Raw genomic sequence first — 24,147 nt, 5'->3', positions numbered from 1 at the left:
GGCTCCTGTGCAAGCGGGTTTAGCGCTTGGAGTACTGCTGGGCCTTGCGGGCCTTCTTGAGACCGGCCTTCTTACGCTCGATGACACGGGCGTCGCGGGACAGGTAACCGGCCTTCTTCAGGGTCGGGCGGTTGTTTTCGACGTCAATCTCGTTCAGCGAACGGGCGATGCCGAGGCGCAGGGCGCCTGCCTGCCCGGAGATGCCGCCACCGTGGATACGGGCGATGACGTCGTAGGCGCCTTCCAGATCAAGGATCTTGAAGGGCTCGTTGACGTCCTGCTGGTGCAGCTTGTTGGGGAAGTAGTTCGCCAGCTCGCGGCCGTTGATGGTCCACTTGCCGGAGCCGGGCACAACGCGAACGCGTGCAACGGCTTCCTTGCGGCGGCCAACGGCTGCGCCGGCAACGGTCAGGGCCGGGCGTTCCTTCTTGGGAGCAGCTTCGGAAGCTGAGCTCTCAGAGGTGTAGCTGGTCAGGTTTTCCTCGGCCTCGACGGCCTCGGTGGTCTCTTCGTTCTGAGCCACGATTCTCCTTGTATAGATAAGTTGTTTGGTGGCCAGGACTACTGGGCGACCTGGGTGATTTCGAAAGTCTTGGGCTGCTGGGCGGCGTGCGGGTGCTCAGCACCGCGGTACACCTTCAGCTTGCCCAGCTGCTGTGCAGCGAGGGAGTTCTTGGGGAGCATGCCCTTGATGGCCTTCTCAACGGCGCGGACCGGGTTGCTTTCCAGCAGTTCCGCGTAGTTGACGGAGGTCAGGCCGCCCGGGTAGCCGGAGTGGCGGTATGCGCGCTTCTGCTCCAGCTTGGCGCCGGTGAGGGCAACCTTTTCAGCGTTGATGATGATGACGAAGTCGCCCATGTCCATGTGGGACGCGAAAGTGGCCTTGTGCTTGCCGCGCAGCAGGATTGCGGTCTGGCTTGCAAGACGACCAAGGACAACGTCGGTGGCGTCAATGACGTGCCACTGGCGGTTGATATCGCCGGGCTTCGGGGTGTACGTACGCACGGTGTTTGCCTCGTTCTTGTTCTGGCGTTCTTGTTTAGGTGTCGCTAGCTCGCGCACCTACTGTCTGCGCGCTACCGGAACAGAGGTGAGGGCTCCATGTAACCAGTCATCCTGAGGTTCCGAATGTGCACGTTGAGTAGTTATCCTGCAACCGGATTCTCAAGCGGGCACGCACCATCGGAATAGGACACGCACAACGACTACCTAGATTAGCGCGTCAGGTGGTTCAGGGTCAAAATGGGGTAGCGGCGGTTGGCTCGTCATGCGCCAACCCCATCAACGCAGGGGGCGCAGTGGCATCAGCAGAGGGCGGAGGATCGGCCGCTTGGCTCCTTGTCGTTGGCATAGGCCTGTTGGGGTGTTTCCTCTCCCCCGCGGCTGAGATCCTGATTGCGCGGCTGCTGCCGCGGCTGGGCGCCCTGCCGGCGCCGCGGGTTCGGATGACGACGGCGGCCGTCACCGGCGCCGCGTGCGTCGCCTTCGTCTTGCGCTTTGGCAATATCCCGGGCCTGCCGGCCCTGATCCTCTTGGCGGTGATAGGTGTTCAACTTTCAAGGGTGGACATCGCGCTGCATTTATTGCCCAACCAGCTCGTATTTTTTCTTTTAGTCGCCGGCATTGTCCTGTTGGCAGCCCCCCTGATATTTAGTCAGCAGGCTGACGATTTCATCAGAGCTCTCGTTGGCGCGGTGATTTTGTTCGCTATCTACCTTATTTTGGCGTTGATTTCGCCTGGCGGCATCGGAATGGGCGATGTGAAGCTGGCCGCGCCCGTCGGCCTTTACCTGGGGTACCTAGGTTGGAGCCAGCTGCTCTACGGTGGCCTTCTGGGCTTCATCGTGAACGGAATCACAACAGCAGTGCTCCTGAGTGGAAAACGCCGGAATATGGCCAAGGAAGTGCCACACGGCCCCGCCATGTTTGGCGCCTTGGCCCTCACTGCCCTGCTCATCCAGTAGCAGGAACTGCAGCCGAGCGACTCCTTGCGCTCGGGTTGAAGCGCGCCCATCCAAGTAGTCGATGGAACAGGCCGATCGCGCCCTAGGTACCTTTCCGAGTATTCGAGTACGTCCTTTCAGCGCGCCGCCTAAAAGTCGAGTACCACTACGCATTGTTGCCAATCCCCGTAAATGACAATCTCTTCTTAGCGAAGTCCAGCCGCTAAGGATTTATGGGGGCAGCTGGAAATTCGTTGAAATAAAAATCAATCCAATTTCACCGAATTAAGGAAAATACAATGACTTCTCTCATGGTCTCGATGATGGCTTTCGTCGCCGGCGTCAAGGATCGCTTCACCCGTGATGAAAGGGGTGCAACGGCTGTTGAGTATGGCTTGCTGGTAGCCCTCATTGCGGCGGTAATCGTAGTGATCGTTGCCACCCTCGGAACGCAGATCAACAACGCGTTCACCACTATCTCCAACAAGCTTCCGGCCGCCTAGTTACGGGCCAGAAACACTTATTGGGGGGACAATGTCAGCCTTATTGATCCACATCCTAACCATTGTCTCGGGCGCCAAGAAACACCTGGGGTCGGAAAAAGGCGCTACAGCCGTAGAATACGGCCTCCTCGTTGCATTGATCGCAGCCGTCATCATCGTCATCGTGGCGACGCTCGGCACCCAGATCAACGCGGCGTTCACCTCCGTCAGCAGCGCGCTCCCGTGAACAGGAAGGCGGGTGGCAGGCCGAATGCCCTTTGGCCTTCCACCCGCCTTTCACGTCACCCCCGGAACGCCGGCTGACATAGCACCCTGAAGGATCCAAGCCGGGACGTATGCACAGCTCCCGGTCTTGGCTTCCGGGATTCGTAGAATCTGGTTGCCTCATCATGAAGACTCGTTCCACCCAACATGTCCAACAGCGCCGCCGACGTGAGGCAGGTGCGGTTGCAGTCGAATTCGCGTTAATTCTTCCGATCTTCCTGGCCCTCGTCTTGGGCATTGCTGAGATGGGAAGGGCTTTCAATATCCAGGTATCTCTTAGCGAGGCGGCCCGGCAGGCTTCCCGATACGCGGCTGTCCACTGCGTTGAAGGCGGCTACTCCCCATCCAGCGCACAAGCGGCAGGGGTGGCGGCGGCACCATCTGTTGCCCTCACGAACTCCGATATTGCCATTACCTACACGGGCACTGGCACGTGTGCTGACGGCAATGATGTCTCGGTCAGCATCAGCTACACAACTCCATGGATGACGGGCTTTCCCAACCTCATTCCCGGGATGCCGGCCACCCTCACTATTCAAGGAAAGGGTGTCATGCGATGCGGCGGATGAACTCCAATGGAGATGAACGTGGTGTCGTTGCACCGATGACCGCCCTGATCATGGTCTTCCTTCTGGGAATGGCTGCCTTCGCCGTTGACGTCGCAAGCATGTATTCAGAGCATGCCCAGCTTCAAAACGGGGCTGACGCTGCCGCACTTGCCATTGCCAATAAATGCGCGACTGCGCCGAGTTCTTCTCCATGTGTTTCAGGAGACTACCGACCCACCGCATCACCGTACGCAAATGGCAACGCGTTGGACTCCTTGACAAACGTCCTCACCGCAAATCTCGATACGAGCAACCCGGCGCAGGCAGTTGTGAATGTCACTACTCAGTCCCAAGACTCTTCCGGTACGCACTTCTCCCTTGTATTTGCGCGAGCCTTAGGGATCCAGGTTGCGGACATTGGAGCTCAGGCGGAGGCCACATGGTTTTATCCGACGAAGGGTTACACAGCTCTTCCATTGACCTTCGCTCCATGCGAATTTGTTGATGATGGATTACCACACAAGATACTGACGCACGGTGGCGCGCCCGACTGCAACGGACGAAACCCTTCCAACCAGATCATCCCGGGCGGTTTCGCCTGGCTCAAACCAGATTCAACCCCAGGCAACACCTGTTCCATCACTGCTGAAGTAGGCAAGTGGAGCCAGACAAGTCCCGGCGGCAGCGTTCCGAACGGTTGCATGTCACTGTTCAATCCCACCCTGCTAGGAAAAACCGTGGCTCTCCCCGTCTACATGTACAGCTGCGCCGGCATGACCCCGGGCCCTTCCGATCCTGCATGGGGCAACTGCAACGGCGGAAGCAATGTCTACTACCGCATCAAGGAATGGGCGGGCTTCAAAATTCTTGGCTGGAAATTCCCCAGCACCAGCGCCGGTCCCAGTGTGTTCGGGCCAGGCGAAACCGGGATCTACGGAACGTTCGTCGGATATTCGGCAGATCCAGCTCAGTTCTCCGGTGGTACGGGGACTCCCAACGGCAACGTGATCGTTGCCCGACTCACTAAATAGGAACCAAGCTAAGGGGTTAAATTGAAAACTCGCCTTCTGGGAGGCATCGTTGCGCTCGTGCTCGCTGTGGTAGGCACGCTGCTTCTCGTCTCATACGTCCAAGGTTCTGAAGCCAGGGCCCAAGCTGATCTACAGCCCATAGATGTTCTGGTGGTTGAAAAGCAGATCCCGCAAGGCTCAACGCTGGACCAGATCAAGTCAGCGGTGAAGCTCACTTCTCTTCCATCTGCGTCAGTTCCCAACGGGGCCCTCAAGAGCCTGGATGGGCTGGACGGCAAAGTAGCATCTGCCGATCTGGTCCCGGGAGAGCCCCTTCTTGGGGTCCGCCTGGTTGATCCGACGAGCCTCGCGGCTCCAGGATCTGTGCCCGTGCCTGCCGGTATGCAGGAGATCTCGGTCCAGCTCGATGCCCAGCGGGTGGTCGGCGGACGAATCGCGGCGGGTGACACCGTCGGGGTCGTTGCCTTGTTCGCCGGCGATAATGCGGACGGCGGTACGGCACAGCAGATCTTCCACAAGGTCTTGGTCACCAGCGTTCAACGGGCTGCGGCGCAGGCCTCCGCCGGTTCCCAGGGCGCCTCCAGCGAGCAAGCAAATACGCAGCTTCCGACGGGTCAACTGTTGGTCACGTTCGCTCGAAATGATGTCGATGCCCAGAAGATCGCGTTCGCCGCGGAGTTCGGAAAGCTGTGGCTCACCAAGGAACCCGCTTCAGCCACGGAAAGTGCTTCGAGCATTATCAAGAAAGCCGAGTTGCTCAAATGAGCAGGTTCGTATTGATCACACCGGACAGCGCCTTTGTCCAGAAAACCAAGCAAGCCACCAGCGGCCTTCACGGCACGCTGCAAACGCTGCAGGCCGACTACCTGCCGCCGAGTCCGGACGATATCCTTCGGGCGATCAACGGGGATCCGGCTGAAGTCATTCTTCTTGGACCGGGGCTTCCCACCGACGACGCTATCCGGCTGGCCAGCCTGTTTGATCTGCAGTTCCCGGAGATCAGCGTGGTCCTGGTGACCAAAGGTGGATCCGAGGTTGCCCTTCCTGCCATGCGCGCAGGTATTCGTGATCTGCTCAGTCCGGAAGCCGCAGTTGACGAGATCCGGGCCATGCTGGAAAGGGCAAGCCTGGCGTCCGCGGGCCGCCGCCGCGGCTTGGGGGCATCGGTAGCAGAGGCTCCCACGGGCACCCGAATCATCGCGGTGATGTCTCCCAAAGGCGGGGTGGGGAAGACGACGGTAACCACCAACTTGGCCGTTGGCTTGGGCAAAGTCGCTCCGACCGGCGTCGTGGTTGTCGACCTCGACCTGCAGTTCGGTGATGTGGCCTCGGGTCTGATGTTGGAGCCGGAACGCACCTTGGCGGATGCCGTCACGGGAGCTGCGGTCCAGGACAGCATGGTGCTCAAGTCCTACCTGACGCTGCATCCATCGGGCGTCTACGCACTCTGCGCACCCCTCAACCCGGCGCAGGCCGATCAGATCAGCGGAGACCAGGTGGGACACCTCATCTCGCAACTGGCCGGCGAGTTCCAGTATGTTGTCGTCGATACCGCTCCCGGTCTGGGAGAGCACGTGCTGGCAACTTTGGACCGGGCGACCGATGCGGTTTGGGTATGCGGCATGGACATCCCGAGCATCCGTGGCCTGAGAACAGGTTTTCGGATTCTTGACGAGTTGAACCTCGTCCCGGAAAACCGCCACGTGGTCCTCAATTTCGCCGACCGCAGGAGCGGCCTGACCGTACAAGATGTCGAGGCCACTATCGGCTGTCCCGTGGACGTGGTCCTTCCACGTTCCCGCGCTGTCCCCTTTTCCACCAACAAGGGAGTGCCGCTTCTTCAGGACGGCAGCAGGGACGGTGCCGCCCGCGGACTTACTCAATTGGTGGACCGGCTTAAGCCGGATTGGAAAGAAAAACAGCACAAGAAGCTCCACAGAAGGGCGGTAGTCCAGTGACTCTGGCACGAAGGTTAGAAGCAGCCCGGGGAATCGATGAAACTAAAACCAGTGGTCCGGGCACACCGCCGGCAGGTCCTTGGCACCCAAACGCCGCACCGACTTCCGATTCACTCACTCCGCCCAGCTATGCGAACGAACCCAATGAAGCCCTCAGCGCTGTCAAGGACCGCGCCGGCGTTGCATTGTATGAGCGGATGGGCAGCCGGATCACAGACTCTTCCCTTGATGACGCCGAACTGCAGCAGTACGTTAAAGACGAACTGAGGAAGATCATCGAAGAGGAAGACATTCCACTGACCCTCAGCGAGCGCAATCGCCTCGTTCAGGAGATCATCGACGACGTCCTGGGGCTCGGCCCCCTCGAGAAGTTCCTCAAGGACGGCGATATCACCGAGATCATGGTCAACGGGCCGGACAAAATATATGTCGAACGCCAGGGAAAACTGGGAATCACCGGTTCCCGGTTCAACGACGAGGATCATCTCCGGAAAGTCATCGAGCGTATTGTGACAAAGGTTGGTCGGCGGATTGACGAATCGTCACCGCTGGTGGATGCCCGCCTCAGCGATGGTTCCCGCGTCAACGCCATCATCCCGCCCTTGGCCGTCAGCGGCTCGTCCCTAACAATCCGCAAGTTTGGTCAGGTACCACTGACTGTCAACAACTTGATCTCCTTGGGGTCGATGTCTCCGGAAATCGCGGAGCTACTCCACGCCTGCGTCCGCGCCCGGCTGAACATCATCGTGTCCGGAGGTACTGGAACAGGTAAGACGACCATGCTCAATGTCTTGTCATCCTTCCTGCCTTCAGACGAGCGAATTGTCACCATCGAAGATGCGGTGGAGCTTCAGTTGCAGCAGGACCATGTCGTCCGGCTGGAAAGCCGCCCGCAAAACATCGAAGGCAAGGGGGAGATCACCATAAGGGACCTGGTCCGCAACGCACTGCGCATGCGGCCTGACAGGATTGTGATCGGCGAGGTTCGTGGCGGGGAGTCCCTGGACATGCTGCAGGCGATGAATACAGGCCACGACGGCTCAATTTCCACTGTCCACGCGAACTCACCCCGGGATGCGATCTCCAGGCTCGAGACGCTGGTCCTCATGGCAGGAATGGATCTTCCCCTCCGCGCCATCCGCGAGCAGATTGCTTCGGCAGTGAACCTCATCGTTCACATTTCGAGGCTTCGGGATGGCTCGCGACGGATCACCCACGTGACCGAAGTCCAAGGTATGGAGGGGGACATTGTCACTCTTCAGGATGCCTTTGTCTTTGACTACAGCGCGGGAGTGGACGCAAACGGAAAGTTCCTGGGCCGCCCGGTCCCGACCGGGGTGCGTCCCCGGTTCGTGGATCACTTTGCTGAGCTGGGCATTCCGCTGTCCCCCGCTGTTTTCGGCTCGTCTCCGGTGGGCGGTGGGTTCCGGTGACAGTTACGAACCCGGTGTTCCTCGCTTTGGGAATTACCCTCTGCCTGGCTGCGGGGGCCGTCCTTTTCCTGGTCACTTTCAAGAGCGCCAGCGGGGAAATAGCCATCTCCCGACGACGTCCCGGGGTGGTCAATGGCCCCACCCTGCTGACACGGGCCACGGATACAGCTACGGCCTTCCTGGAACGGAACGTCAGCAAGAACGCCCGGTTCGGCAGCAGGGCTTCGTTGGAGCAGGCCGGCCTGAAGATGCGCCAGGCAGACTTCCTGCTTCTCGTCGCCTGCAGCGCCGTCACTGCAGGCTTCGTTGGCTTCATTCTTGGGGGCTTGCTGCCGGCGCTTCTCGTCATTGTGGCAACGCCCTTCCTGGCCAAGGTGGCCTTGAACGTATTGTCCTCCCGGCGGCGAGCCAAGTTTGAGTCTCAGCTGGGCGATACCCTGCAGATGCTCTCAGGTGGGCTGCGGGCCGGACACAGCCTTCTGCGATCTGTTGATGCCGTGGCAAAGGAGGCCGACGCTCCAACCTCTGAAGAATTCGCCAGGCTGGTGAACGAAAACAGGCTCGGCCGGGACCTAAGGGACTCAATGCTCGATGCGGCACACAGGCTGCGCAGCGAGGACTTCGAATGGGTAGGGCAAGCGATTGAGATCCACCGCGAAGTGGGCGGCGATCTGGCGGAAGTCCTTGACCAGGTCGGGGAAACCATCAGGGAACGCAGCCAGATCAAAGGCCAGGTCAAGGCCCTCAGCGCAGAAGGAAAGTTGTCCGCTTACATCCTCGTCGCACTGCCGGTCGGCATGTTCCTTTACATGTCGGTGGTGAACAGCTCCTACATCGGCACGCTTTACACCAACCTGCTGGGTTGGATCCTGCTGGGCGTAGCCGTCGTGCTTCTGGGCCTCGGATCGTTCTGGCTAAGCCGCGTCGTCAAGATCAAGTTCTAGGAGGAATCAATGACAACCATGGCTTGGCTCATTGTTGGCCTGATCGTGTTCCCCATTTCGTTTCTGGCGTGGTCTTTGCTCGCTGTGGACAGGCGGGGCGTCGCGGCAGTCCGGAGCAACCTCGGCAAGGGTATCCGGCTGATCGATAGCGGAGTGCCGGGAGCGATCGTTTCCTCGCATACCGATGCCAAACCCGCGGTTCCCTTCGGAATGCGGGTTACGCCGAAGGGCTACGTGGCTTGGCTGGACAAACTCCTCGCGCGCGCCGGAAGGCCGGCTCAGCTGCCCCTCGCACGGCTTCTGATTGCCAAACCGGCCCTCGCGCTCCTCGTCGCCGTCTTGGGAATCGTGTTCATCAGCAACAACGTGACACCATCTGCCGCGCTGTTCGTAGCCCTGGCAGCCGCCCTTGCATACTTCACGCCTGACATTCTTGTCCACGGCAGGGGCGCCGAACGACAGAAGGCAATTGAGCTGGAACTGCCCAACACCTTGGATCAGATGCTTATTTCGGTTGAGGCCGGATTGGGTTTTGAAGCTGCCATGGCCCGGGCAGGGCAAAACGGAAAAGGGCCATTGGCCTTTGAACTCATGCGGACCCTGCAGGACATGCAAGTTGGCCGAAGCAGGCGCGAAGCCTATGAGGCTTTGGCCACCCGGACCGACGTACCAGACCTGAGGTCTTTTGTCCGTTCCGTGGTTCAGGCTGACATCTACGGCATCGCCATCGCAAAGGTCCTCAGGACGCAGGCAAAACAAATGAGGATCAAGCGGAGGCAGCGAGCGGAAGAGAAAGCAATGAAACTTCCCGTCAAGGTGCTCTTCCCGTTGATGTTCTCCATCTTGCCGGTGCTGTTCATCGTGATCATCGGACCGGCGGCCATCAACGTCATGAAAAACTTCGCCGGCGTTTTCTAATTCCTCAACAGCACCACTTGCGCTACTGCGCTCCAAAGTCCGGACCCCCTCGGCACCCAGAACCGAGGGGGTCCGTTTTACGTTCATAGAGCGGAGAGGGCGGTCAACGACCACCTGGCTTGCCCACGGAAATATAGGCGAATCCTTACCATTCACCACAGATAGTCGCGGCCTACAGGTCGCAACCCACGAATCGATATAAGACCGCGGACCCTTGTTGGTCCACTTTCACAAACGCCGGCGAATTAGCCGGCACACTAAGCCCTGGAAAGTCATTAACCTCGGTACGTAGCGGGTCAATGTAGTGCTGGCCAAAGTCAAGGAGGAATCCAACTTTCTCCCTTTTTGCCGCCGCGCAAGCCTCAGAGCCAGGTGTGGCTTGGTTTAACGTCGTGGCCAGGAGCAGACGGTCCGCGTTCGAACCGGTGTACGCGTGTGGGAAAAGCACACGCCGGTTCGCGATCGCAAACGCCGTGGAACTGCCGTTCCACGGGTTGTTAGCCATCACGGCGCCCTCAGGCACTTCGGTACTAAGCCGTCCCAGCAATTCGAGTTCATCGGGACGCACCAGTGGCGAGTCGCTTGCCAGAGCGTAGGTGCGTTCCCTTCCTGGTGTCGTTTGCGAATTTGTTGGCCACACTATGGTCGTTACCGCAACCGCCGTGATGGCAACGACCCCAAGCCATTTGATTCGGAAGCGTGGGACCACGTTTTCTGAGAACCAGGTCGCCGCCAGGCCGACAAAGACGGCCCAGAACATCGGCAGGAGGGCAGCGAGCCTGGGTGGGTCCCCGTACCACGCACCAATAATGATTTGCCTCAACAGTGGCTGCGGCAGCGCCGCCGCAACAAGATAAAGCGCGACGGCGCCTGCGTACGCAGCCAGAAACCACCGTTCGCTTGCGCGACTGAACATGACCGCGGTTCCCAGCAGAGTGAGCGCCGCAAGGCCCCAGCTTACGTCCCCGTGTGTGGGAGCTACTTCGAAAACACTTCGAAGGGCGGCTGGAAAAGTGTCAATCGGATCCCAAGTAGTGGTAAAAGGCCGCACCCCGGCCCAAACTATCAAGCCGAATGTGAATACGCTCGTCCAAAGTGCTATCCATTGCAGGTAAGGAAAAGGGCCGGACCTCACCTGTTTGATTTTCCTGAAAGACCGCACAGCGGCCATGGCGGTGAAGCCCGATGTAAGACCCACAAGGGCTACCAAAGCCGACATGTGCGTGACAACCAACCCGGGCAGCCCGGCAACGAGCGTTGTGAGGCCCAGCGGCCAAGGAACCGGTGACGTGCGGCCAAATCCAAGTAGTGAGGCCACAACCGTCACCAGGGGAGGCAAGAACGTGACTGCAAGCATGTAGGGGAACAGCGGACCAAAGTCGCTCTTTTGGCTCTGCATGACAGTGAAAGGAAACGCGAAGAAACCGGCGCTCGCAATACCGGCAGATAGCAAAGGGACCATCTTGGGACCCACAACGACGTTGACCAAGGAAAGTACACCGATTGGCCAAGCTATGGCTACAACAGCGAAGTTTAAGGCGTTCGCTGCGTCAACCACCGGTAACCCGGTTGCCTCGGCAATAAGTGCAGCAAGTGCGTGCCAGATTTGTGGGTAAAACCCTCCGGACTCACCCATGAGCCCCCGTACAGAGAAGGGTGATCCGTCACGGGAATCGATGATCTGCTGTACCAGGTTGAGGTGGAATGGCGTGTCTATGCCTTGGTTGATGTTGGCCGGATCCTCAACGATCTGGGCATATCGAAGAGAGAGGAGGATCCCGCTGGTGAGCAGCGCAATCCAGTATGCACGGCCCACCGGTTGTTCTCTTTGATCCCATAAGAAGAACTTCGGCCACCGTCTCGCCCCTGCACGGACCAGAAAGAGCGTAACTCCGGCACACACCACTGTGGCAAAGGTGAAGACGCCAAGCTGCCAGTCAACGTGCAACCACCAGCAAGCAAGTGTGGAGACGGCAACGAGTGATGCTGTCAGGACCGGGGCAAGCGAAATCATCCAGATTCGCCGTAAGCCCAGGGCCCAGCCAAAAACCAGTCCGGGCAGCAGGAGTACAGCACCCGCAGCACAAAAGCCCGGCAGGGCCGCAAGCCAAGAGATCAAGGATTCCCCAAGTAGTTCATCAGTATTCCCCAAGTTTCTGCATTCGGCCCCCAAGCCGTCCATAGCATACATAGCATGAAACTTAGCCACGGGGGCCTGGCGCTTGAAATTGTCGTACCGGTCTTCAATGAGGAATCGGTACTCGAAAAAAGCATCACCGAACTCGCAAATTATCTCCACAGCGAATTTGCGGTGACGTGGCAGATTACCATCGCCGACAACGCAAGCACTGACAGCACCCCCGTGATTGGGGCCAACCTGGCCGGTCGTATGCCAAACGTCGCTTACCGTCGGCTAGACCTAAAGGGCCGCGGGTGGGCCCTTCGTGACGCCTGGGGTTCCTCCGACGCGGAAGTCTTGGCGTATGTGGACGTGGACCTCTCGACGGATCTGGCAGCACTTCCGCCATTGGTTGCGCCGTTATTGTCCGGCCACTCGGATATCTCTATCGGCACGAGGCTTGGCCAGAGCTCCCGCGTTAGCCGCGGCCCGCAGCGCGAGTTCATTTCCCGCTCCTACAATTTTCTGCTGAAGCGCACCATGCAGGTTGCATTCTCCGATGCCCAGTGCGGTTTCAAGGCCATCCGGGCGGACGTCGCGAAGAAGCTCCTTCCTCACGTGGAGGACAACGGATGGTTCTTCGATACGGAACTCCTCATCATCGCGGAGCGCTCGGGCCTTCGGATCCATGAAATCCCGGTGGACTGGGTGGACGATCCTGACAGTCGAGTGGACATCATGCAGACTGCAGTTGATGACATTCGCGGTCTCATTCGGGTTGCCGGTTCCCTCGTGAAGGGGTCGATTCCCGTTCAAGCGATTTATGCAGAGCTGGGGCGGCGCCCCGTGGTTCCACAGTCGAGGCCCAGCTTCTTTGGGCAAGTTATTCGGTTCGGCGTTGTCGGAGCCATATCAACGGTGGCCTTCGCCCTGCTCTATGTGCTGTTCCAGGAGCCTTTTGGCGCACAGCCGGCCAACTTCCTCGCCCTCCTCCTGACGGCGGTGGGCAATACGGCCGCTAACCGCCGTTTTACCTTCGGGATGAACGGCCCGGAGAAGCTCTTCACCCAACAGTTCCAAGGACTTGTCGTCTTTACACTGGCTTGGTCAATAACATCATCGTCGCTGTTGATTTTGCACGCTTCTGCACCGCACTCGTCCCCTACGATGGAGCTCGTGACACTTACCGCGGCGAATATCCTCGCGACACTTATGCGCTTCGTCATGTTGCGGGTCTGGGTTTTCCGTGTTCCCAGGGCCGATGCAGCAGACAGCCGCGTTGTGATCTCAGGTGCCCAAACGGCGCAGGCCTCTTGAAGCCCGCGGCACCTGACCCATGGGACCCCCCTGAGCTTCCAGCAGGGGGGCTTCGTTTGCGCCAAACCGGCGGTACACCATTTCCACCGTACTTAGGCCGTCGGCGGGAAACATTGGCTCTGTGGGCCCTGTTGGCCCTAACTGCTGTGCTCTATCTTTGGGGCCTGGATCGAAACGGATGGGCCAACTCGTACTATTCTGCTGCAGCCATGGCCGGCTCACAGGATTGGACCGCATTCTTCTTTTCTTCCTCGGATCCAGGCAACGCCATTAGCGTCGACAAGCCACCGCTAAGCCTGTGGGTAATGTCGGCTTCCGGACGCGCTTTCGGGCTAAGCCCCTGGAGCATCCTGGTGCCGCAGGCCCTGATGGGAATTACCAGCGTCTACCTGCTTTACAGGATGGTTCGCACTTATGTCGGGAGCGCCGCAGCACTTCTCGCGGCGACATTTTTCGCCTTAACCCCAGTTGCCGTGGTGATGTTCCGCTACAACAACCCAGATGCACTGCTTACCCTGCTGATGATCGGCGTGGCCTACACCGCATTGGAGTCAATTCGCCGCGACAAGCTAAGGTGGCTGATTCTGGCCGGTGCGCTCACGGGTGCTGCCCTGCTGACGAAGCAGCTTCAAATCGCGCTGCTGCTGCCCGCCGTCGCTGTTACCTATCTGGCTTTTGCCCGCGGACCAGTCCTGAAGCGTATAACGCGCGTCTCGCTCGCCCTGCTCACCGCAATGGTTACCGGAGGCTGGTGGTTTGTCCTTGTGCAGATGGTCCCGGCGGCCAGCCGGCCATTCGTCGGAGGATCCCGTCTTAACAGCGCGGTGGAATTAAGCTTGGGCTACAACGGTCTGGACCGCCTCACCGGAGAGGATGCCAGCCGGACGATGTCTCCCAGTACAGCGAGCCTTGCGGAAAAACTGGATCCTGGCTTTCAGCGTTTCCTTCAACCGCAATTCTCGGGCCAGTTCGGCTGGTTCCTGCCCCTGGCAGTAGCAGGAATGTGCGTCGCCGTCTGGCATATCAAGCGGCAGAGCGGCAGCCACAAATACCGGGCCTTCCTTAGTCTGTCCGTTCTCTGGTTTCTCTCCGCTTCAACGGTTTTGGCGTTCATGTCTGGGATAGTCCATCCGTATTACTGCCTAACTGTTGTACCACCGCTATGCTGCCTCGCAGGTACAGGCTTGCTGCACCTATACAGGCTTAGTAGACGACGAAACGCACGCTGGATGCTGGTTGTGACCCTCTTAATAACGATGGTTCTGAGCTTCCTCTCCGCGAGTCGCTCAACCGCTGATTTCCCGCTGGGTCCTTTGGTGGCGCTTCTCGTTTGGTCCGCGGCCATCACCTTTCTTGTGGTGCCACCGCCTTTTCCAGCCCTTCGGAAAATGACAACAGGACTTTTGGCAGTGGCGCTATTGGTCGGTCCTTTCGTGTGGTCCATCAACACGGTTCTGAGTCCCCATGAGGGTGCAGGCGTCGTGGCTGGTCCCAGTATCCTCGGCATACGCACGGATCATCCTGACCGTCAGCAGATGGGTCCCGATGTGCCAGCCAGTTTCATTGAAGTAATGTTCGGCAACGTGCCTGAATCCGGAATCGTTTCCCGCCTCCGCGCGACGCCGTCCACTGCCAAATGGGCGGCGGCCACGGTGGGCTCTGAGACAGCAGCTAACTATCAGTTGGCCAGCATGCGATCGGTGCTGCCGCTGGGCGGTTTTGACGGCACCGATCCATTCCCAACCTTGGAGCAGTTTCAGCGAATGGTCACCGACCATCAGGTGGCCTGCATGGTGTTTCAGGATCTGCCGCCGCTTACTATTGAAGGCCGCGGAGAGTCGGCCAGAATCGTGGACTGGGTTAGAAGCCATTACCACGCCGAGCAAATCGGCGACGCCCAGTATTACAACCTGTCGCCGTAACAGCGGAAAGATCGTCTTGGATTATTTTTGGGACTGGAGCTGATACCGCATTGTTGCGGGTAATTCCCAGGAACAACCCAGCATGAAGCCTTAGCCGGGATGTGCCACGATGCGCGCCGGCGCGCGGAATTCGTTGCTACTTCGTGAGCGCGTTGGGAGCCCGGCTCAACACCAACTTCACCGGCGTGACCGCAACAATAGCCGGTAGCGGGGACCACCTTATTCCCGGTGCCCGGTTTGCCTTCCCAATCTGCAGGCGTCCGGTTCCGCAGGGTTTTCCACGCAATTGCGCAGGAAAGATACACCTTGAAAAGCCTTTGCACAGGATCCTGCAAGACCGGGTCAACACCGCATCAAGCGTTGCTAACTTCGTCGTAGTGCTGGTGCAGGGCCAGCCGGAAACCACTCGCTCAGGAGTTCATTATGCTTTCTCTCATCGCCACCCTTCAGACCCTCGGCCTCAACCTCAAGAACCGCCTTCAGGACGAAAAGGGTGCAACAGCAGTCGAATACGGCATCATGGTCGGACTCATCGCAGTTGTCATCATCGTCGCTGTGAGCACCTTGGGTGGCCAGCTGAACACCATGTTCACCGGCGTCACAGCCAAGCTCTAGCTCGGACGAACGGCCTGGCACTGTCTGCTCGACGTCGCCGAACCCAACCCGTTGAAGTGACCGAAGCGGAGATCTTTTGCACTGGGCACTTGTACTTACGCAAGGCCTGTGCCCAGGAAACAGGTTCCCGCGACGAGAACGGTACAGCCGACCAGGCGACGTTTTCGTCAGGGATTCCACGTAATGATCCTGTAAGACCCGGTCAACACCGCATCAGGCCCCACAAGATTCGTCATAGTGCTGGTGCAGGGCCAGTCAAGCCTACTCGCTCAGGAGTTAACAAATGCTGTCTCTCTTCGCCGCCTTTCATACCCTCAACCTCAAGAACCGCCTCCACGAAGAAAAGGGCGCAACAGCTGTCGAATACGGCATCATGGTCGGACTCATCGCCGTCGTCATCATCGTCGCTGTAAGCACCTTGGGTGGCCAACTGAACACCATGTTCACCGGCGTCACGTCCAATCTCTGAAGCCGGCCCCTAAAGCAAGACCCCCAAGCCTGTCATGGCGGGCTGTTTGTGCGGTGCAGCTCAACTGCACCGCACAAACTGTTTCACGCGTGGAAATCGACACATCGCAAAAGTGATTAGAGAGGAAAGCCGCACATGGTGAGGTCATCAGAACGCGGGGCGGCGGCCGTTGAGTTCGCCATCATCGTTCCTGTCCTCATCACGATGCTTCTTGGCATCATGGAGTTCAGCCGGGCCTACAACGCCCAGGCATCCCTCTCAGCCGCAGCACGGGAAGGCGTGCGGGTGATGGCCATCACCAATGATCCCGCGGCGTCTCGGGCGGCAGCTGAAAACACGGCCGTCTCCCTAAATCCCGTTCTCGCTGATGCAAACATCACCTTCAAGAACCTCGACACGGGCACTACAACCTGCTCATCAGGTAACCGGATTGCTGTCACCATCACCTACACACTGTCGACGCTGACGGGTATAGCCGGACCGTTCACTATGACTGGCCAAGGAGCCATGTTGTGCGGCGGCTGAAGAAGATCCGCAAAAATTCCCGCTCTGAACAGGGTGCCGTCAGTGTCATCGTGGCAATCATGATGGTGGCTCTCCTTGGTTTCGCCGCCGTGGCGGTTGATGTCTCGATGATGTATTCAGAACGTACTCAAGTTCGAAACGGCGCTGACGCCGCTGCGCTCGCCATCGCTCAGAAGTGCGCCAAGAGCACCGCTGACCCGGACTGCACAAGTACCTCCGCGCTGGCTGCGAGCCTTGCCAATGGCAACGCAAACGACGGCCTCACCAACATGAAGGCAACATCGGTCGATTTGCCTAACCAGTCCGTGACGGTCACGGCGGGTGCCCAGGAAGCCGGCAAGACTCCCAACCAGGTGTCGCTGTTTTTCGCCCGCGCGCTCGGCATTTCATCGGCCGAAGTGAACGCAACCTCCAAAGCACAATGGGGCACCCCCGCCAAGGGCCCGGCAATCCTGCCTCTGGCAATCGCCTATTGCAAGCTTGACATCCCCGCCGACGGATCAACCGGCACTGTTCAGGTACTGGATCAACAAACACCCGCGTGCAATAACAAACTTCCGGGCGGATTCGGCTGGATCACCACCACCGGGACAAGCTGTTCGGTCACCATGACCGCAGGCCAGTCGAACGACCCAGGGATTTGGTTCGACAGTGACCCGGGTGCCAGCGCCCCGTCAACCTGCACTGCCACCGATTTCAACCAGATGAACGATCAGACTGTCCTCCTCCCGCTTTTTGATCTGGCGACAGGCACTGGCACCGCCGTCAAGTACTACGTGAAGGGCTTCGCCGCGTTCCACGTCACCGGTTACCACTTTGCCAGCTACAACTGGTCCACCGGCGGCAATATCCAGAACAAAACAATCCGCGGCTATTTCGTCAAGTTCGTGTCCTTGGCTCAAGCGTTCGCGCTGGGAAGCGTCCCAAATTATGGGACCTCGATCGTACGCCTCACCCCCTAGCCAGAAGCAACAGGAGCAGTCAGTGAAGTCACGTATGTTGGCCGGTGTATCAGCAGTGGTGCTGGCCATCATCGGAGCGGTCCTCATCATCGCGTACGCCCAGGGCGCCGATGCCCGCGCCATGAAGGACATGGATCCCGTCGGGGTGCTTGTGGTGACCAAGGCCGTACCGGCGGGTTCCTCCCTCGATATCGTAAAGGCGTCCGTTACCGAACAACAGGTACCGGCAACCGCCGTTTCAAGGACCGCTCTGAAGACCCTTGAGGCCTCAGCCGGCAAGGTGGCCGCGGTTGACCTCGTCCCCGGCGAGCAACTTCTGGCCGAACGTCTGGTTGATCCGGCGGACGCTAAGTCAAGTGCTGCCATCAAAGTGCCCACAGGCATGCAGGAAGTCACCTTTGAGCTTGAACCCAAGCGCGTGGTGGGCGGCAGGATCGACGCGGGCGACCATGTAGGCATTGGTTTCAGCTTCGCTGCGGAGAAGGCAAAAGCAGGCGAGGCCACCACCCAGCTCACCCTCCGAAAAGTCCTCGTCACCGCCGTCCAGCGTGCCCCGCAACCCAGCGCAAAGCCCACGGACGGCACCAACCCGCAGGACACCACCCTCCCGCAGGGGTCGTTCATGGTCACCGTTGCCGTCAGCGATATCGACGCCACCAAGATCATCTATTCCTCAAACAACGGCGATCTCTGGCTCACCAAGGAACCCCTGGACGCCCAGGACAACGGCGGCTTCATCGCCAGGAAGGACACGGTGTACAAGTGAGCCGCTTCGTCCTTCTCTCCCCCAACGGCGACTTTGACCAGAAGCTGCGCGCCGCCGTCGCCAACGGCCTGCGCGGCAATGTCCAGACCATCTCGAGCGATATCCTTCCGGCGGGCCCTGCGGAACTGTTCGCCCTCCTGAACCAGGAGCAGCCCGAGGTGCTCATCATCGGCCCGGATGTCCCGTACGAGGAAGCACTCCGGTTCGCCAAGGTCTTCGACGTCCAGCTGCCCGGCCTCAGCCTGGTCCTGGTCAGCGACGTTGACCCCGCCGGCCTGCTGCACGCCATGCGGGCGGGTATCCGCGACATCCTCAGCCCCCAGGCGGACGCCGCCGAAATCCGGGTATTGCTGGAGCGCGCCTGCCAGTCGTTCGCCACCCGGCACCGCGGCCCGGAGGCGCAACAGCCGGGGAGCGGCAAAGGCCTGGTCATCGGCGTCTTCTCCCCCAAGGGCGGCGTCGGCAAGACCACCCTGGCCACCAACATTGCCATCGGCCTGGGCCAGGTGGCGCCCATGAGCGTGGTCATCGTTGACCTTGACCTGCAGTTCGGCGACGTCGCCTCCGGCCTCTACCTCAACCCCGAACACACCGTCACCGATGCCGTCACCCCGGCCGCAGCCCAGGACTCCCTGGTCCTCAAGGCCTTCCTCACCGTGCACCCGGCCGGCATCTACGCCCTGTGCGCCCCACCCAACCCGGTGGATGCGGACCACATCACCCCGGACCAGGTCAGCCACCTGCTGGACCAGCTGGCCCAGGAGTTCCAGTACGTGGTGCTGGACACCGCTCCCGGCATGCCGGAAATCGGGCTGGCCGCCATGGAAAAATGCACTGACGTGGTCTGGGTCAGTGCCATGGACATCCCCAGCCTTCGCGGCCTCCGTTCCGGCCTGGAAGTCCTCCGCCAACTGGACATCATGCCCGAATCCCGCCACGTGGTCCTGAACATGGCCGACGCCAAAGCAGGCCTGAACGTCCGGGACGTCGAATCCACCATTGGCGCCCCCGTGGACGTCAGCGTCCCCCGCTCCCGGGCCGTGGCATTGTCCACCAACCGCGGCATCCCCGTCCTCCAGGACTCCAAGAAGGACCCGGCCGTCAAGAGCCTCCGCCAACTGGTCCAGCGCTTCAACCCGGCCTGGCGCACGCAGGCCCAACGGAAGCTTCACCGAAGGGTGGTTATCTGATGAAACTCTCCGAACGCATCAACGCAGCCCAGGGCCGTCCCGCGGTACCGGCCGGCACCGCGCTGCTTGAGTCTCCAAACCCGGCCCCCGCGCCTGTCCCGGCCACCGCCGACGGTACGGAAAAACGCCTTCCCGCCCACGCCGCCGTCGTGCATTCAACGCACGACGCCGGCACCTCCTTTGTGCCCAAGGCACCTGGCGTGGACGTCTTCGCAGCCATGAAGGACAGGGCGGCCACCGCACTGTTCGAGCGAATGGGAGCGCGCTTCAACGACGCCGCCGTCACCGAGCAGGAACTGCGGAGCACCGCCAAGGATGAGCTCACCCGCATCATCGATGCAGAGCAGGTGCCGCTCAGCGCAGAGGAACGCGCCCGCCTGGTCCGCGACGTGGCTGACGACGTGCTGGGCTACGGTCCCCTGCAGCGCCTGCTGGACGACCCCGCCGTCACCGAGATCATGGTCAACCGGATGGACCAGATCTACGTCGAGCGGAAGGGCAAGCTGACACTTACCGAGTCGCGCTTCAGCTCAGAGGAACACCTCCGCAAAGTCATCGAACGGATCGTGTCCAAGGTGGGCCGCCGCATCGACGAGTCTTCCCCCCTTGTGGACGCACGTTTGGAAGACGGCTCCCGTGTCAACGCCGTCATCCCCCCGCTGGCCGTTGGCGGCTCCTCGCTGACCATCCGAAAGTTTTCCAAGACCCCGTTGACCGTCCGCAACCTCATTGACTTCGGCACGCTCACCCCGGAAATGGCGGAGCTGCTCAACGCCTGCGTCAAGGCCAAGCTCAACATCATCGTCTCCGGCGGCACGGGTACGGGCAAAACCACCCTCTTGAACGTGCTGTCCTCCTTCCTGCCGCACGATGAACGGATCGTCACCATCGAAGACGCCGTGGAACTGCAGATCCAGCAGGACCACGTGGTCCGGCTGGAAAGCCGGCCGCCCAACACCGAAGGCAAAGGCGAGGTGACCATCCGTGAGCTGCTCCGCAACTCCCTCCGTATGCGTCCGGACCGGATCGTGGTGGGCGAGGTCCGTGGCGGCGAATCGCTGGACATGCTGCAGGCAATGAACACCGGCCACGACGGCTCCCTGTCCACCGTGCACTCCAACTCGCCCCGCGACGCCGTTGCCCGCCTCGAAACCCTGGTGCTGATGGCCGGCATGGACCTTCCGCTGCGGGCCATCCGTGAACAGATCGCCTCCGCGGTGAACCTGATCGTGCAGATCTCCAGGCTCCGCGACGGGTCCCGCCGCATTACCCATGTCACCGAGGTCCAGGGGATGGAAGGCGACATCGTCACCCTCCAGGACGCGTTCGTCTTCGACTACTCCGCAGGCGTGGACGCCCAGGGCCGCTTCATGGGCAAGCCCGTAGCCACCGGCATCCGTCCCCGGTTCATCGACCGGTTCGAGGACCTTGGCATCCATGTCTCGCCGGGAGTTTTCGCCGGCCCGCTGTCACCGGGCGCGAAGCAGGGGCAACACTCATGATCATCGGCATTGGAGCCGTCATCCTGCTGGCGGCAATCTGCCTGCTCGGCGTCGCAGTCCTCCTGCCGGGTGCCCCCTCGGTGCCGCTGGACCGCCGTCGTCCCTTTGAACCCCAGCCGCCGTCCTCCCTGACGCGTCTGGCCCTCTCGGGGGTCAAGTCCTTCGAACGGCTGCTCGCCGGCCGGAACGTTAACCTCTTCTCCCGGGCGGAACTGGAGAACGCGGGGCTGCGGCTGAGCCAGGCGGAATTCTTCCTGCTGGTGGGGATCGGAGCGTGCGTGGGAATGCTGGTGGGCATTGTCACCGTGGGACCCCTGGCAGGGCTGCTCCTCGCGCTCCTGGCGCCGTTCGCCGGCAAGCTTGTCCTCGGGTTCCTGTCCGGCAAGCGCCGGGCTGCGTTCGACGGTCAGCTCGGCGATACCCTGCAACTGCTCTCCGGCGGCCTGCGCGCCGGACACAGCATCCTGCGCGCCATCGACGCCGCGGCCATGGAATCGCAAAAACCCACCTCGGAAGAGATGCGCCGCGTGATCACCGAGACCAGCCTGGGCCGCGACCTTCTGGCAGCACTGAACGACACCGCCGAACGGATGAAGAACGAGGACTTTGTGTGGATCTCGCAAGCCATCCAGATCAACCGTGAGGTGGGCGGCAACCTGGCCGAAGTGCTGGACCAGGTGAACGAGACCATCCGCGAGCGCGCGGAGATCAAGGGCCACATCAAGGCATTGGCCGCCGAAGGCAAGTTCTCGGCCTACATCCTCATCGCCATGCCGTTCGGCATCGTGGCGATGCTGCTGTCCGTCAGTCCCAACTACATGAATTCGATGTTTACCCACCCCCTGGGCTGGGTGATGATCGGTGCCTCGTTCGTCCTGATGACCATCGGTGCGCTGTGGATGCGCAAGATTATCGACCTGAAGTTCTGAGGAAGCCATGAACCTGACCGTCGTGCTTTCAATCCTGCTGGTCTGCCTGCCCCTGGCCGCATTAACCTGGTCCGTCCTGACCGTGGACAAGCAGGGCCGGATCGCCGCCGCCGAGTTGCTCTCGCGTGGTGCGCCGCCCACTGCCGCCGCCCCCGCCGGAACAGGGCCGGGACTCCTCGAGGCCTTGGGCAGGCGCCTGACTCCCCCCGCTTACGTCGCCTTCCTTGACCGGCTCCTGGCCCTGGCCGGGCGGCCTGCATCCATGCCGCTCGGAAAGGTGCTGGGGTCCAAGCTCGGACTTGGTGTGGCCGGCGCGGCCGTTGGCCTTTACCTGACCTCGATCGGCAGCTCACCGATAATGAAGCTGGCCGGACTCTTCGTCATGGTTCTTGGCTACTTCATCCCGGACCTCATGCTCTACAGCAAAGGGTCGGAACGGCAGAAGGCCATGCAGCTGGAACTTGCCAACACCCTGGACCAGATGCTCATTTCGGTGGAAGCCGGGCTGGGCTTCGAGGGCGCCATGGCACGGGCCGGTGAGAACGGCAAGGGCCCCCTTGCCGAGGAACTGGTGCGCACCCTGCAGGACATGCAGGTGGGGCGCAGCCGCCGGGAGTCCTACATCGCCCTGGCGGAGCGGACCAGCATTCCCGAACTGCGCAGCTTCGTGCAGGCCGTGGTGCAGGCCGACACGTATGGAATCGCCATCAGCCGGGTACTGCGCGTCCAGGCCAAGGTCATGCGCGTCAAGCGGCGCCAGCGGGCCGAGGAAAAGGCCATGAAACTGCCCGTTATGATCCTTTTCCCGCTGTTGTTCTTTATATTTCCGGTGCTCTTTATTGCCATTTTGGGACCGGCCGTCATAAATACCATCGCCACCTTTACTGGCCAGTAGGGTTGCTCAGCATGGCGGCAAGGTTGCCTCAAGGTTTACACAGAATCATCCGAAACAGGTCACTGAAGGATTTCCAGGAAGTAGCCTTGGACAATGCACAATCCCGATCCCGGCTCCAGCGGAAACAGCCCCGCTGCGGATTTGCCGCCGGCCGGGATCGCGCCGCCGTCCATTCCAGCCGCAGGTGCGGCCCATTCGCTGAAGGCGGCCTCTCTCTTGCCTCTCATTGATGCATCCGTGCTGGATGAACTCGACGACGAACTCGCAGGGTCCGGGCTGGCCCGGCGCTTCGCCCGGGATTACGCCGCCATGTGGGACACGCGCCTGGCTCGGCTCGGAACAGCAGTCGACAGCCAGGACGAGGCCTCAGCCCTTGACGCGGTAATCAGCCTCAAAATCAGTTCCGCAATGGTGGGCGGTATTCGGCTGGCCAAGCTCGCCGAGGTCCTCGAAGCCCTGATCCGGCAAGGCGACTTCGTCCAAGGGCGGGCCATGATGGCCGGCGTTGCCCATGACGGCGCGCGGACGGTGTCCGAGCTCCAGTCAACCTTCATCCTCGAGCAGGGGTAGCTGTCCGGTCAGGCGTCGTCGGGCCGCCGCGGCGCGAGCCTGTACCCCACCCCGCGGACCGTCTGCAGCCAGCGCGGCGCCAGCTGGTCCTCCTTGAGCTTGCGCCTCAGGTTTCCCACATGGACTTCGACGGCCCGCTCGTCCGCTTCGCTGATGTAGGTGTCATGGTCGTAGAACTCCCCGCGGACCGCCCGCACCAGGTCAGCCCTGGTACACACGGCGCCGCCACCTTTCAGCAGCACATGGAGCAGGTCGAATTCGCTGCGCGTCAGGCCCAGCGGCTCCCCCCTGACTTCCACGGTGCGCGTCCGGTGGTTCAGGCGAAGCCCGTTGTGCTGCAGGATTCCGGACTCGGCGGGCGCGGCGGCAGGAGCCGCTGCTTGGCCCCATGCGGCAGGAGCCGCTGCTTGGCCCCACGCGGCAGGTGACGGGCGCGGCCCGTTAACCTCCTGGCGTGGCCTGCGCATCATTGCCGCCACCCGGGCACGGAGCTCCCTGGGCCTGAACGGCTTGGCTATGTAGTCATCAGCCCCGGTGTTCAGGGCTGACAAGAGGTCCGGTTCCTCAGTCCTCCCCGTCAGCATCACCACGTAGGCGTTGCTGAAGGTCCGGATCCGCCGCAAGACCTCGAACCCGTCAATGTCCGGCAGTCCGATATCGAGAGTCACAACGTTGGCCTGCTTGCTGCGGACCACCTCTACCCCGGACCGCCCATCATCAGCTGTATGCACTTCAAAGCCCGCCTGGGTCAAAACACCTTCAAGGAGGTTCCGCACATCGGCGTCATCTTCGATGACCACAGCTACACCAAGATCGTCCATTGC

At 60.7% G+C, this 24,147-nt stretch carries 26 protein-coding genes; 22 read left to right on the top strand and 4 right to left on the bottom strand.

Annotation, left to right across the window (positions count from 1 at the left end; genetic code table 11):
* Positions 1-19: 19 nt before the first annotated feature.
* Positions 20-523 carry a 30S ribosomal protein S9 gene (rpsI, locus tag AC4EEO_RS05210; RefSeq protein WP_018760410.1) on the bottom strand — a complete coding sequence of 168 codons (504 nt, stop codon included), beginning with the start codon at positions 521-523 and terminating at the stop codon, positions 20-22.
* A gap of 38 nt (positions 524-561) precedes the next feature.
* On the bottom strand, positions 562-1,005 hold the full coding sequence (gene rplM, locus AC4EEO_RS05205; protein ID WP_015937805.1) for a 50S ribosomal protein L13: 444 nt from the start codon (positions 1,003-1,005) through the stop codon (positions 562-564).
* 293 nt (positions 1,006-1,298) lie between these two features.
* On the opposite strand from rplM, the gene AC4EEO_RS05200 reads away from it, so the two are divergent.
* From AC4EEO_RS05200 to AC4EEO_RS05155, 10 genes are all read left to right on the top strand, one after another.
* On the top strand, positions 1,299-1,964 hold the full coding sequence (locus tag AC4EEO_RS05200) for a prepilin peptidase (RefSeq protein WP_491340047.1): 666 nt from the start codon (positions 1,299-1,301) through the stop codon (positions 1,962-1,964).
* A gap of 278 nt (positions 1,965-2,242) precedes the next feature.
* The gene (locus tag AC4EEO_RS05195) at positions 2,243-2,446 is read left to right on the top strand and encodes a Flp family type IVb pilin (protein ID WP_491340046.1); all 204 of its coding nucleotides are present in this window, start codon (positions 2,243-2,245) and stop codon (positions 2,444-2,446) included.
* A gap of 31 nt (positions 2,447-2,477) precedes the next feature.
* Positions 2,478-2,672 (top strand): Flp family type IVb pilin, encoded by a 195-nt coding sequence (locus AC4EEO_RS05190; protein ID WP_491340045.1) that lies wholly within the window; start codon positions 2,478-2,480, stop codon positions 2,670-2,672.
* A gap of 163 nt (positions 2,673-2,835) precedes the next feature.
* The gene (locus AC4EEO_RS05185) at positions 2,836-3,279 is read left to right on the top strand and encodes a TadE/TadG family type IV pilus assembly protein (RefSeq protein ID WP_491340044.1); all 444 of its coding nucleotides are present in this window, start codon (positions 2,836-2,838) and stop codon (positions 3,277-3,279) included.
* The gene (locus AC4EEO_RS05180; RefSeq protein WP_491340043.1) at positions 3,276-4,289 is read left to right on the top strand and encodes a pilus assembly protein TadG-related protein; all 1,014 of its coding nucleotides are present in this window, start codon (positions 3,276-3,278) and stop codon (positions 4,287-4,289) included. Before AC4EEO_RS05185 ends, AC4EEO_RS05180 begins: the two co-directional genes overlap by 4 nt.
* Before the next feature lie 21 nt (positions 4,290-4,310).
* Positions 4,311-5,054, top strand: a complete 744-nt coding sequence (gene cpaB, locus AC4EEO_RS05175) for a Flp pilus assembly protein CpaB (protein WP_491340042.1) — start codon at positions 4,311-4,313, stop codon at positions 5,052-5,054.
* On the top strand, positions 5,051-6,247 hold the full coding sequence (locus tag AC4EEO_RS05170; RefSeq protein WP_491340041.1) for a CpaE/TadZ family protein: 1,197 nt from the start codon (positions 5,051-5,053) through the stop codon (positions 6,245-6,247). The genes cpaB (AC4EEO_RS05175) and AC4EEO_RS05170 overlap by 4 nt, the downstream gene beginning before the upstream one ends.
* Positions 6,244-7,680 carry a TadA family conjugal transfer-associated ATPase gene (locus AC4EEO_RS05165; protein WP_491340040.1) on the top strand — a complete coding sequence of 479 codons (1,437 nt, stop codon included), beginning with the start codon at positions 6,244-6,246 and terminating at the stop codon, positions 7,678-7,680. Before AC4EEO_RS05170 ends, AC4EEO_RS05165 begins: the two co-directional genes overlap by 4 nt.
* On the top strand, positions 7,677-8,624 hold the full coding sequence (locus tag AC4EEO_RS05160; protein ID WP_491340039.1) for a type II secretion system F family protein: 948 nt from the start codon (positions 7,677-7,679) through the stop codon (positions 8,622-8,624). The genes AC4EEO_RS05165 and AC4EEO_RS05160 overlap by 4 nt, the downstream gene beginning before the upstream one ends.
* Before the next feature lie 9 nt (positions 8,625-8,633).
* Entirely contained in the window at positions 8,634-9,542 is a 909-nt protein-coding gene (locus tag AC4EEO_RS05155; RefSeq protein WP_491340038.1) for a type II secretion system F family protein, read from the top strand.
* A gap of 172 nt (positions 9,543-9,714) precedes the next feature.
* Here AC4EEO_RS05155 and AC4EEO_RS05150 read toward each other — a convergent pair whose 3' ends face one another.
* The gene (locus tag AC4EEO_RS05150) at positions 9,715-11,733 is read right to left on the bottom strand and encodes a DUF6541 family protein (protein ID WP_491340037.1); all 2,019 of its coding nucleotides are present in this window, start codon (positions 11,731-11,733) and stop codon (positions 9,715-9,717) included.
* A gap of 3 nt (positions 11,734-11,736) precedes the next feature.
* Between AC4EEO_RS05150 and AC4EEO_RS05145 the strand changes: the two genes are divergently transcribed.
* The 12 genes from AC4EEO_RS05145 (at position 11,737) to AC4EEO_RS05090 (ending at position 23,323) form a co-directional block, all read left to right on the top strand.
* On the top strand, positions 11,737-12,978 hold the full coding sequence (locus AC4EEO_RS05145; RefSeq protein WP_491340036.1) for a bifunctional glycosyltransferase family 2/GtrA family protein: 1,242 nt from the start codon (positions 11,737-11,739) through the stop codon (positions 12,976-12,978).
* Between the two features lie 209 nt (positions 12,979-13,187).
* A complete protein-coding gene (locus tag AC4EEO_RS05140; protein ID WP_491340035.1) occupies positions 13,188-14,900 on the top strand; it encodes an ArnT family glycosyltransferase in 1,713 nt (570 codons plus the stop codon).
* A 423-nt stretch (positions 14,901-15,323) separates the two neighbouring features.
* On the top strand, positions 15,324-15,515 hold the full coding sequence (locus AC4EEO_RS05135; protein ID WP_491340034.1) for a Flp family type IVb pilin: 192 nt from the start codon (positions 15,324-15,326) through the stop codon (positions 15,513-15,515).
* 283 nt (positions 15,516-15,798) lie between these two features.
* The gene (locus tag AC4EEO_RS05130; RefSeq protein ID WP_491340033.1) at positions 15,799-15,984 is read left to right on the top strand and encodes a Flp family type IVb pilin; all 186 of its coding nucleotides are present in this window, start codon (positions 15,799-15,801) and stop codon (positions 15,982-15,984) included.
* Between the two features lie 135 nt (positions 15,985-16,119).
* Positions 16,120-16,509, top strand: coding sequence for a TadE/TadG family type IV pilus assembly protein (locus tag AC4EEO_RS05125; protein ID WP_491340032.1), 390 nt, complete (start codon positions 16,120-16,122; stop codon positions 16,507-16,509).
* Positions 16,497-17,471, top strand: a complete 975-nt coding sequence (locus AC4EEO_RS05120; protein WP_491340031.1) for a pilus assembly protein TadG-related protein — start codon at positions 16,497-16,499, stop codon at positions 17,469-17,471. The genes AC4EEO_RS05125 and AC4EEO_RS05120 overlap by 13 nt, the downstream gene beginning before the upstream one ends.
* A gap of 22 nt (positions 17,472-17,493) precedes the next feature.
* The gene (cpaB, locus tag AC4EEO_RS05115; protein WP_491340030.1) at positions 17,494-18,237 is read left to right on the top strand and encodes a Flp pilus assembly protein CpaB; all 744 of its coding nucleotides are present in this window, start codon (positions 17,494-17,496) and stop codon (positions 18,235-18,237) included.
* Positions 18,234-19,427 (top strand): CpaE/TadZ family protein, encoded by a 1,194-nt coding sequence (locus AC4EEO_RS05110; RefSeq protein ID WP_491340029.1) that lies wholly within the window; start codon positions 18,234-18,236, stop codon positions 19,425-19,427. Before cpaB (AC4EEO_RS05115) ends, AC4EEO_RS05110 begins: the two co-directional genes overlap by 4 nt.
* Positions 19,427-20,929, top strand: coding sequence for a TadA family conjugal transfer-associated ATPase (locus AC4EEO_RS05105; protein WP_491340028.1), 1,503 nt, complete (start codon positions 19,427-19,429; stop codon positions 20,927-20,929). The genes AC4EEO_RS05110 and AC4EEO_RS05105 overlap by 1 nt, the downstream gene beginning before the upstream one ends.
* Positions 20,926-21,858 (top strand): type II secretion system F family protein, encoded by a 933-nt coding sequence (locus AC4EEO_RS05100; RefSeq protein ID WP_491340027.1) that lies wholly within the window; start codon positions 20,926-20,928, stop codon positions 21,856-21,858. The genes AC4EEO_RS05105 and AC4EEO_RS05100 overlap by 4 nt, the downstream gene beginning before the upstream one ends.
* Positions 21,859-21,865: 7 nt before the next feature.
* Positions 21,866-22,753 (top strand): type II secretion system F family protein, encoded by an 888-nt coding sequence (locus AC4EEO_RS05095; RefSeq protein ID WP_461840496.1) that lies wholly within the window; start codon positions 21,866-21,868, stop codon positions 22,751-22,753.
* Between the two features lie 93 nt (positions 22,754-22,846).
* Positions 22,847-23,323: an Hpt domain-containing protein gene (locus tag AC4EEO_RS05090; protein ID WP_491340026.1), complete on the top strand. Its 477-nt coding sequence runs from the start codon at positions 22,847-22,849 to the stop codon at positions 23,321-23,323.
* An 8-nt stretch (positions 23,324-23,331) separates the two neighbouring features.
* Here AC4EEO_RS05090 and AC4EEO_RS05085 read toward each other — a convergent pair whose 3' ends face one another.
* A complete protein-coding gene (locus tag AC4EEO_RS05085; RefSeq protein WP_491340025.1) occupies positions 23,332-24,144 on the bottom strand; it encodes a response regulator transcription factor in 813 nt (270 codons plus the stop codon).
* Between the last annotated feature and the right edge of the window lie 3 nt (positions 24,145-24,147).

The sequence above is a fragment of the Pseudarthrobacter sp. MOO13 genome (genome assembly GCF_058267655.1).
This window is presented reverse-complemented; position numbering and strand designations above follow the sequence as displayed.

What these genes read in the sequence shown, in the direction of transcription:
- AC4EEO_RS05195 (WP_491340046.1), top strand. Translation starts at nt 2,243, where the DNA reads ATGACTTCTCTCATGGTCTCGATGATGGCTTTCGTCGCCGGCGTCAAG.
- AC4EEO_RS05190 (WP_491340045.1), top strand. Translation starts at nt 2,478, where the DNA reads ATGTCAGCCTTATTGATCCACATCCTAACCATTGTCTCGGGCGCCAAG.
- AC4EEO_RS05185 (WP_491340044.1), top strand. Translation starts at nt 2,836, where the DNA reads ATGAAGACTCGTTCCACCCAACATGTCCAACAGCGCCGCCGACGTGAG.
- AC4EEO_RS05180 (WP_491340043.1), top strand. Translation starts at nt 3,276, where the DNA reads ATGAACTCCAATGGAGATGAACGTGGTGTCGTTGCACCGATGACCGCC.
- AC4EEO_RS05170 (WP_491340041.1), top strand. Translation starts at nt 5,051, where the DNA reads ATGAGCAGGTTCGTATTGATCACACCGGACAGCGCCTTTGTCCAGAAA.
- AC4EEO_RS05155 (WP_491340038.1), top strand. Translation starts at nt 8,634, where the DNA reads ATGACAACCATGGCTTGGCTCATTGTTGGCCTGATCGTGTTCCCCATT.
- AC4EEO_RS05150 (WP_491340037.1), bottom strand. Translation starts at nt 11,733, where the DNA reads ATGTATGCTATGGACGGCTTGGGGGCCGAATGCAGAAACTTGGGGAAT.
- AC4EEO_RS05145 (WP_491340036.1), top strand. Translation starts at nt 11,737, where the DNA reads ATGAAACTTAGCCACGGGGGCCTGGCGCTTGAAATTGTCGTACCGGTC.
- AC4EEO_RS05140 (WP_491340035.1), top strand. Translation starts at nt 13,188, where the DNA reads ATGGCCGGCTCACAGGATTGGACCGCATTCTTCTTTTCTTCCTCGGAT.
- AC4EEO_RS05135 (WP_491340034.1), top strand. Translation starts at nt 15,324, where the DNA reads ATGCTTTCTCTCATCGCCACCCTTCAGACCCTCGGCCTCAACCTCAAG.
- AC4EEO_RS05130 (WP_491340033.1), top strand. Translation starts at nt 15,799, where the DNA reads ATGCTGTCTCTCTTCGCCGCCTTTCATACCCTCAACCTCAAGAACCGC.
- AC4EEO_RS05125 (WP_491340032.1), top strand. Translation starts at nt 16,120, where the DNA reads ATGGTGAGGTCATCAGAACGCGGGGCGGCGGCCGTTGAGTTCGCCATC.
- AC4EEO_RS05105 (WP_491340028.1), top strand. Translation starts at nt 19,427, where the DNA reads ATGAAACTCTCCGAACGCATCAACGCAGCCCAGGGCCGTCCCGCGGTA.
- AC4EEO_RS05100 (WP_491340027.1), top strand. Translation starts at nt 20,926, where the DNA reads ATGATCATCGGCATTGGAGCCGTCATCCTGCTGGCGGCAATCTGCCTG.
- AC4EEO_RS05095 (WP_461840496.1), top strand. Translation starts at nt 21,866, where the DNA reads ATGAACCTGACCGTCGTGCTTTCAATCCTGCTGGTCTGCCTGCCCCTG.
- AC4EEO_RS05090 (WP_491340026.1), top strand. Translation starts at nt 22,847, where the DNA reads ATGCACAATCCCGATCCCGGCTCCAGCGGAAACAGCCCCGCTGCGGAT.
- AC4EEO_RS05085 (WP_491340025.1), bottom strand. Translation starts at nt 24,144, where the DNA reads ATGGACGATCTTGGTGTAGCTGTGGTCATCGAAGATGACGCCGATGTG.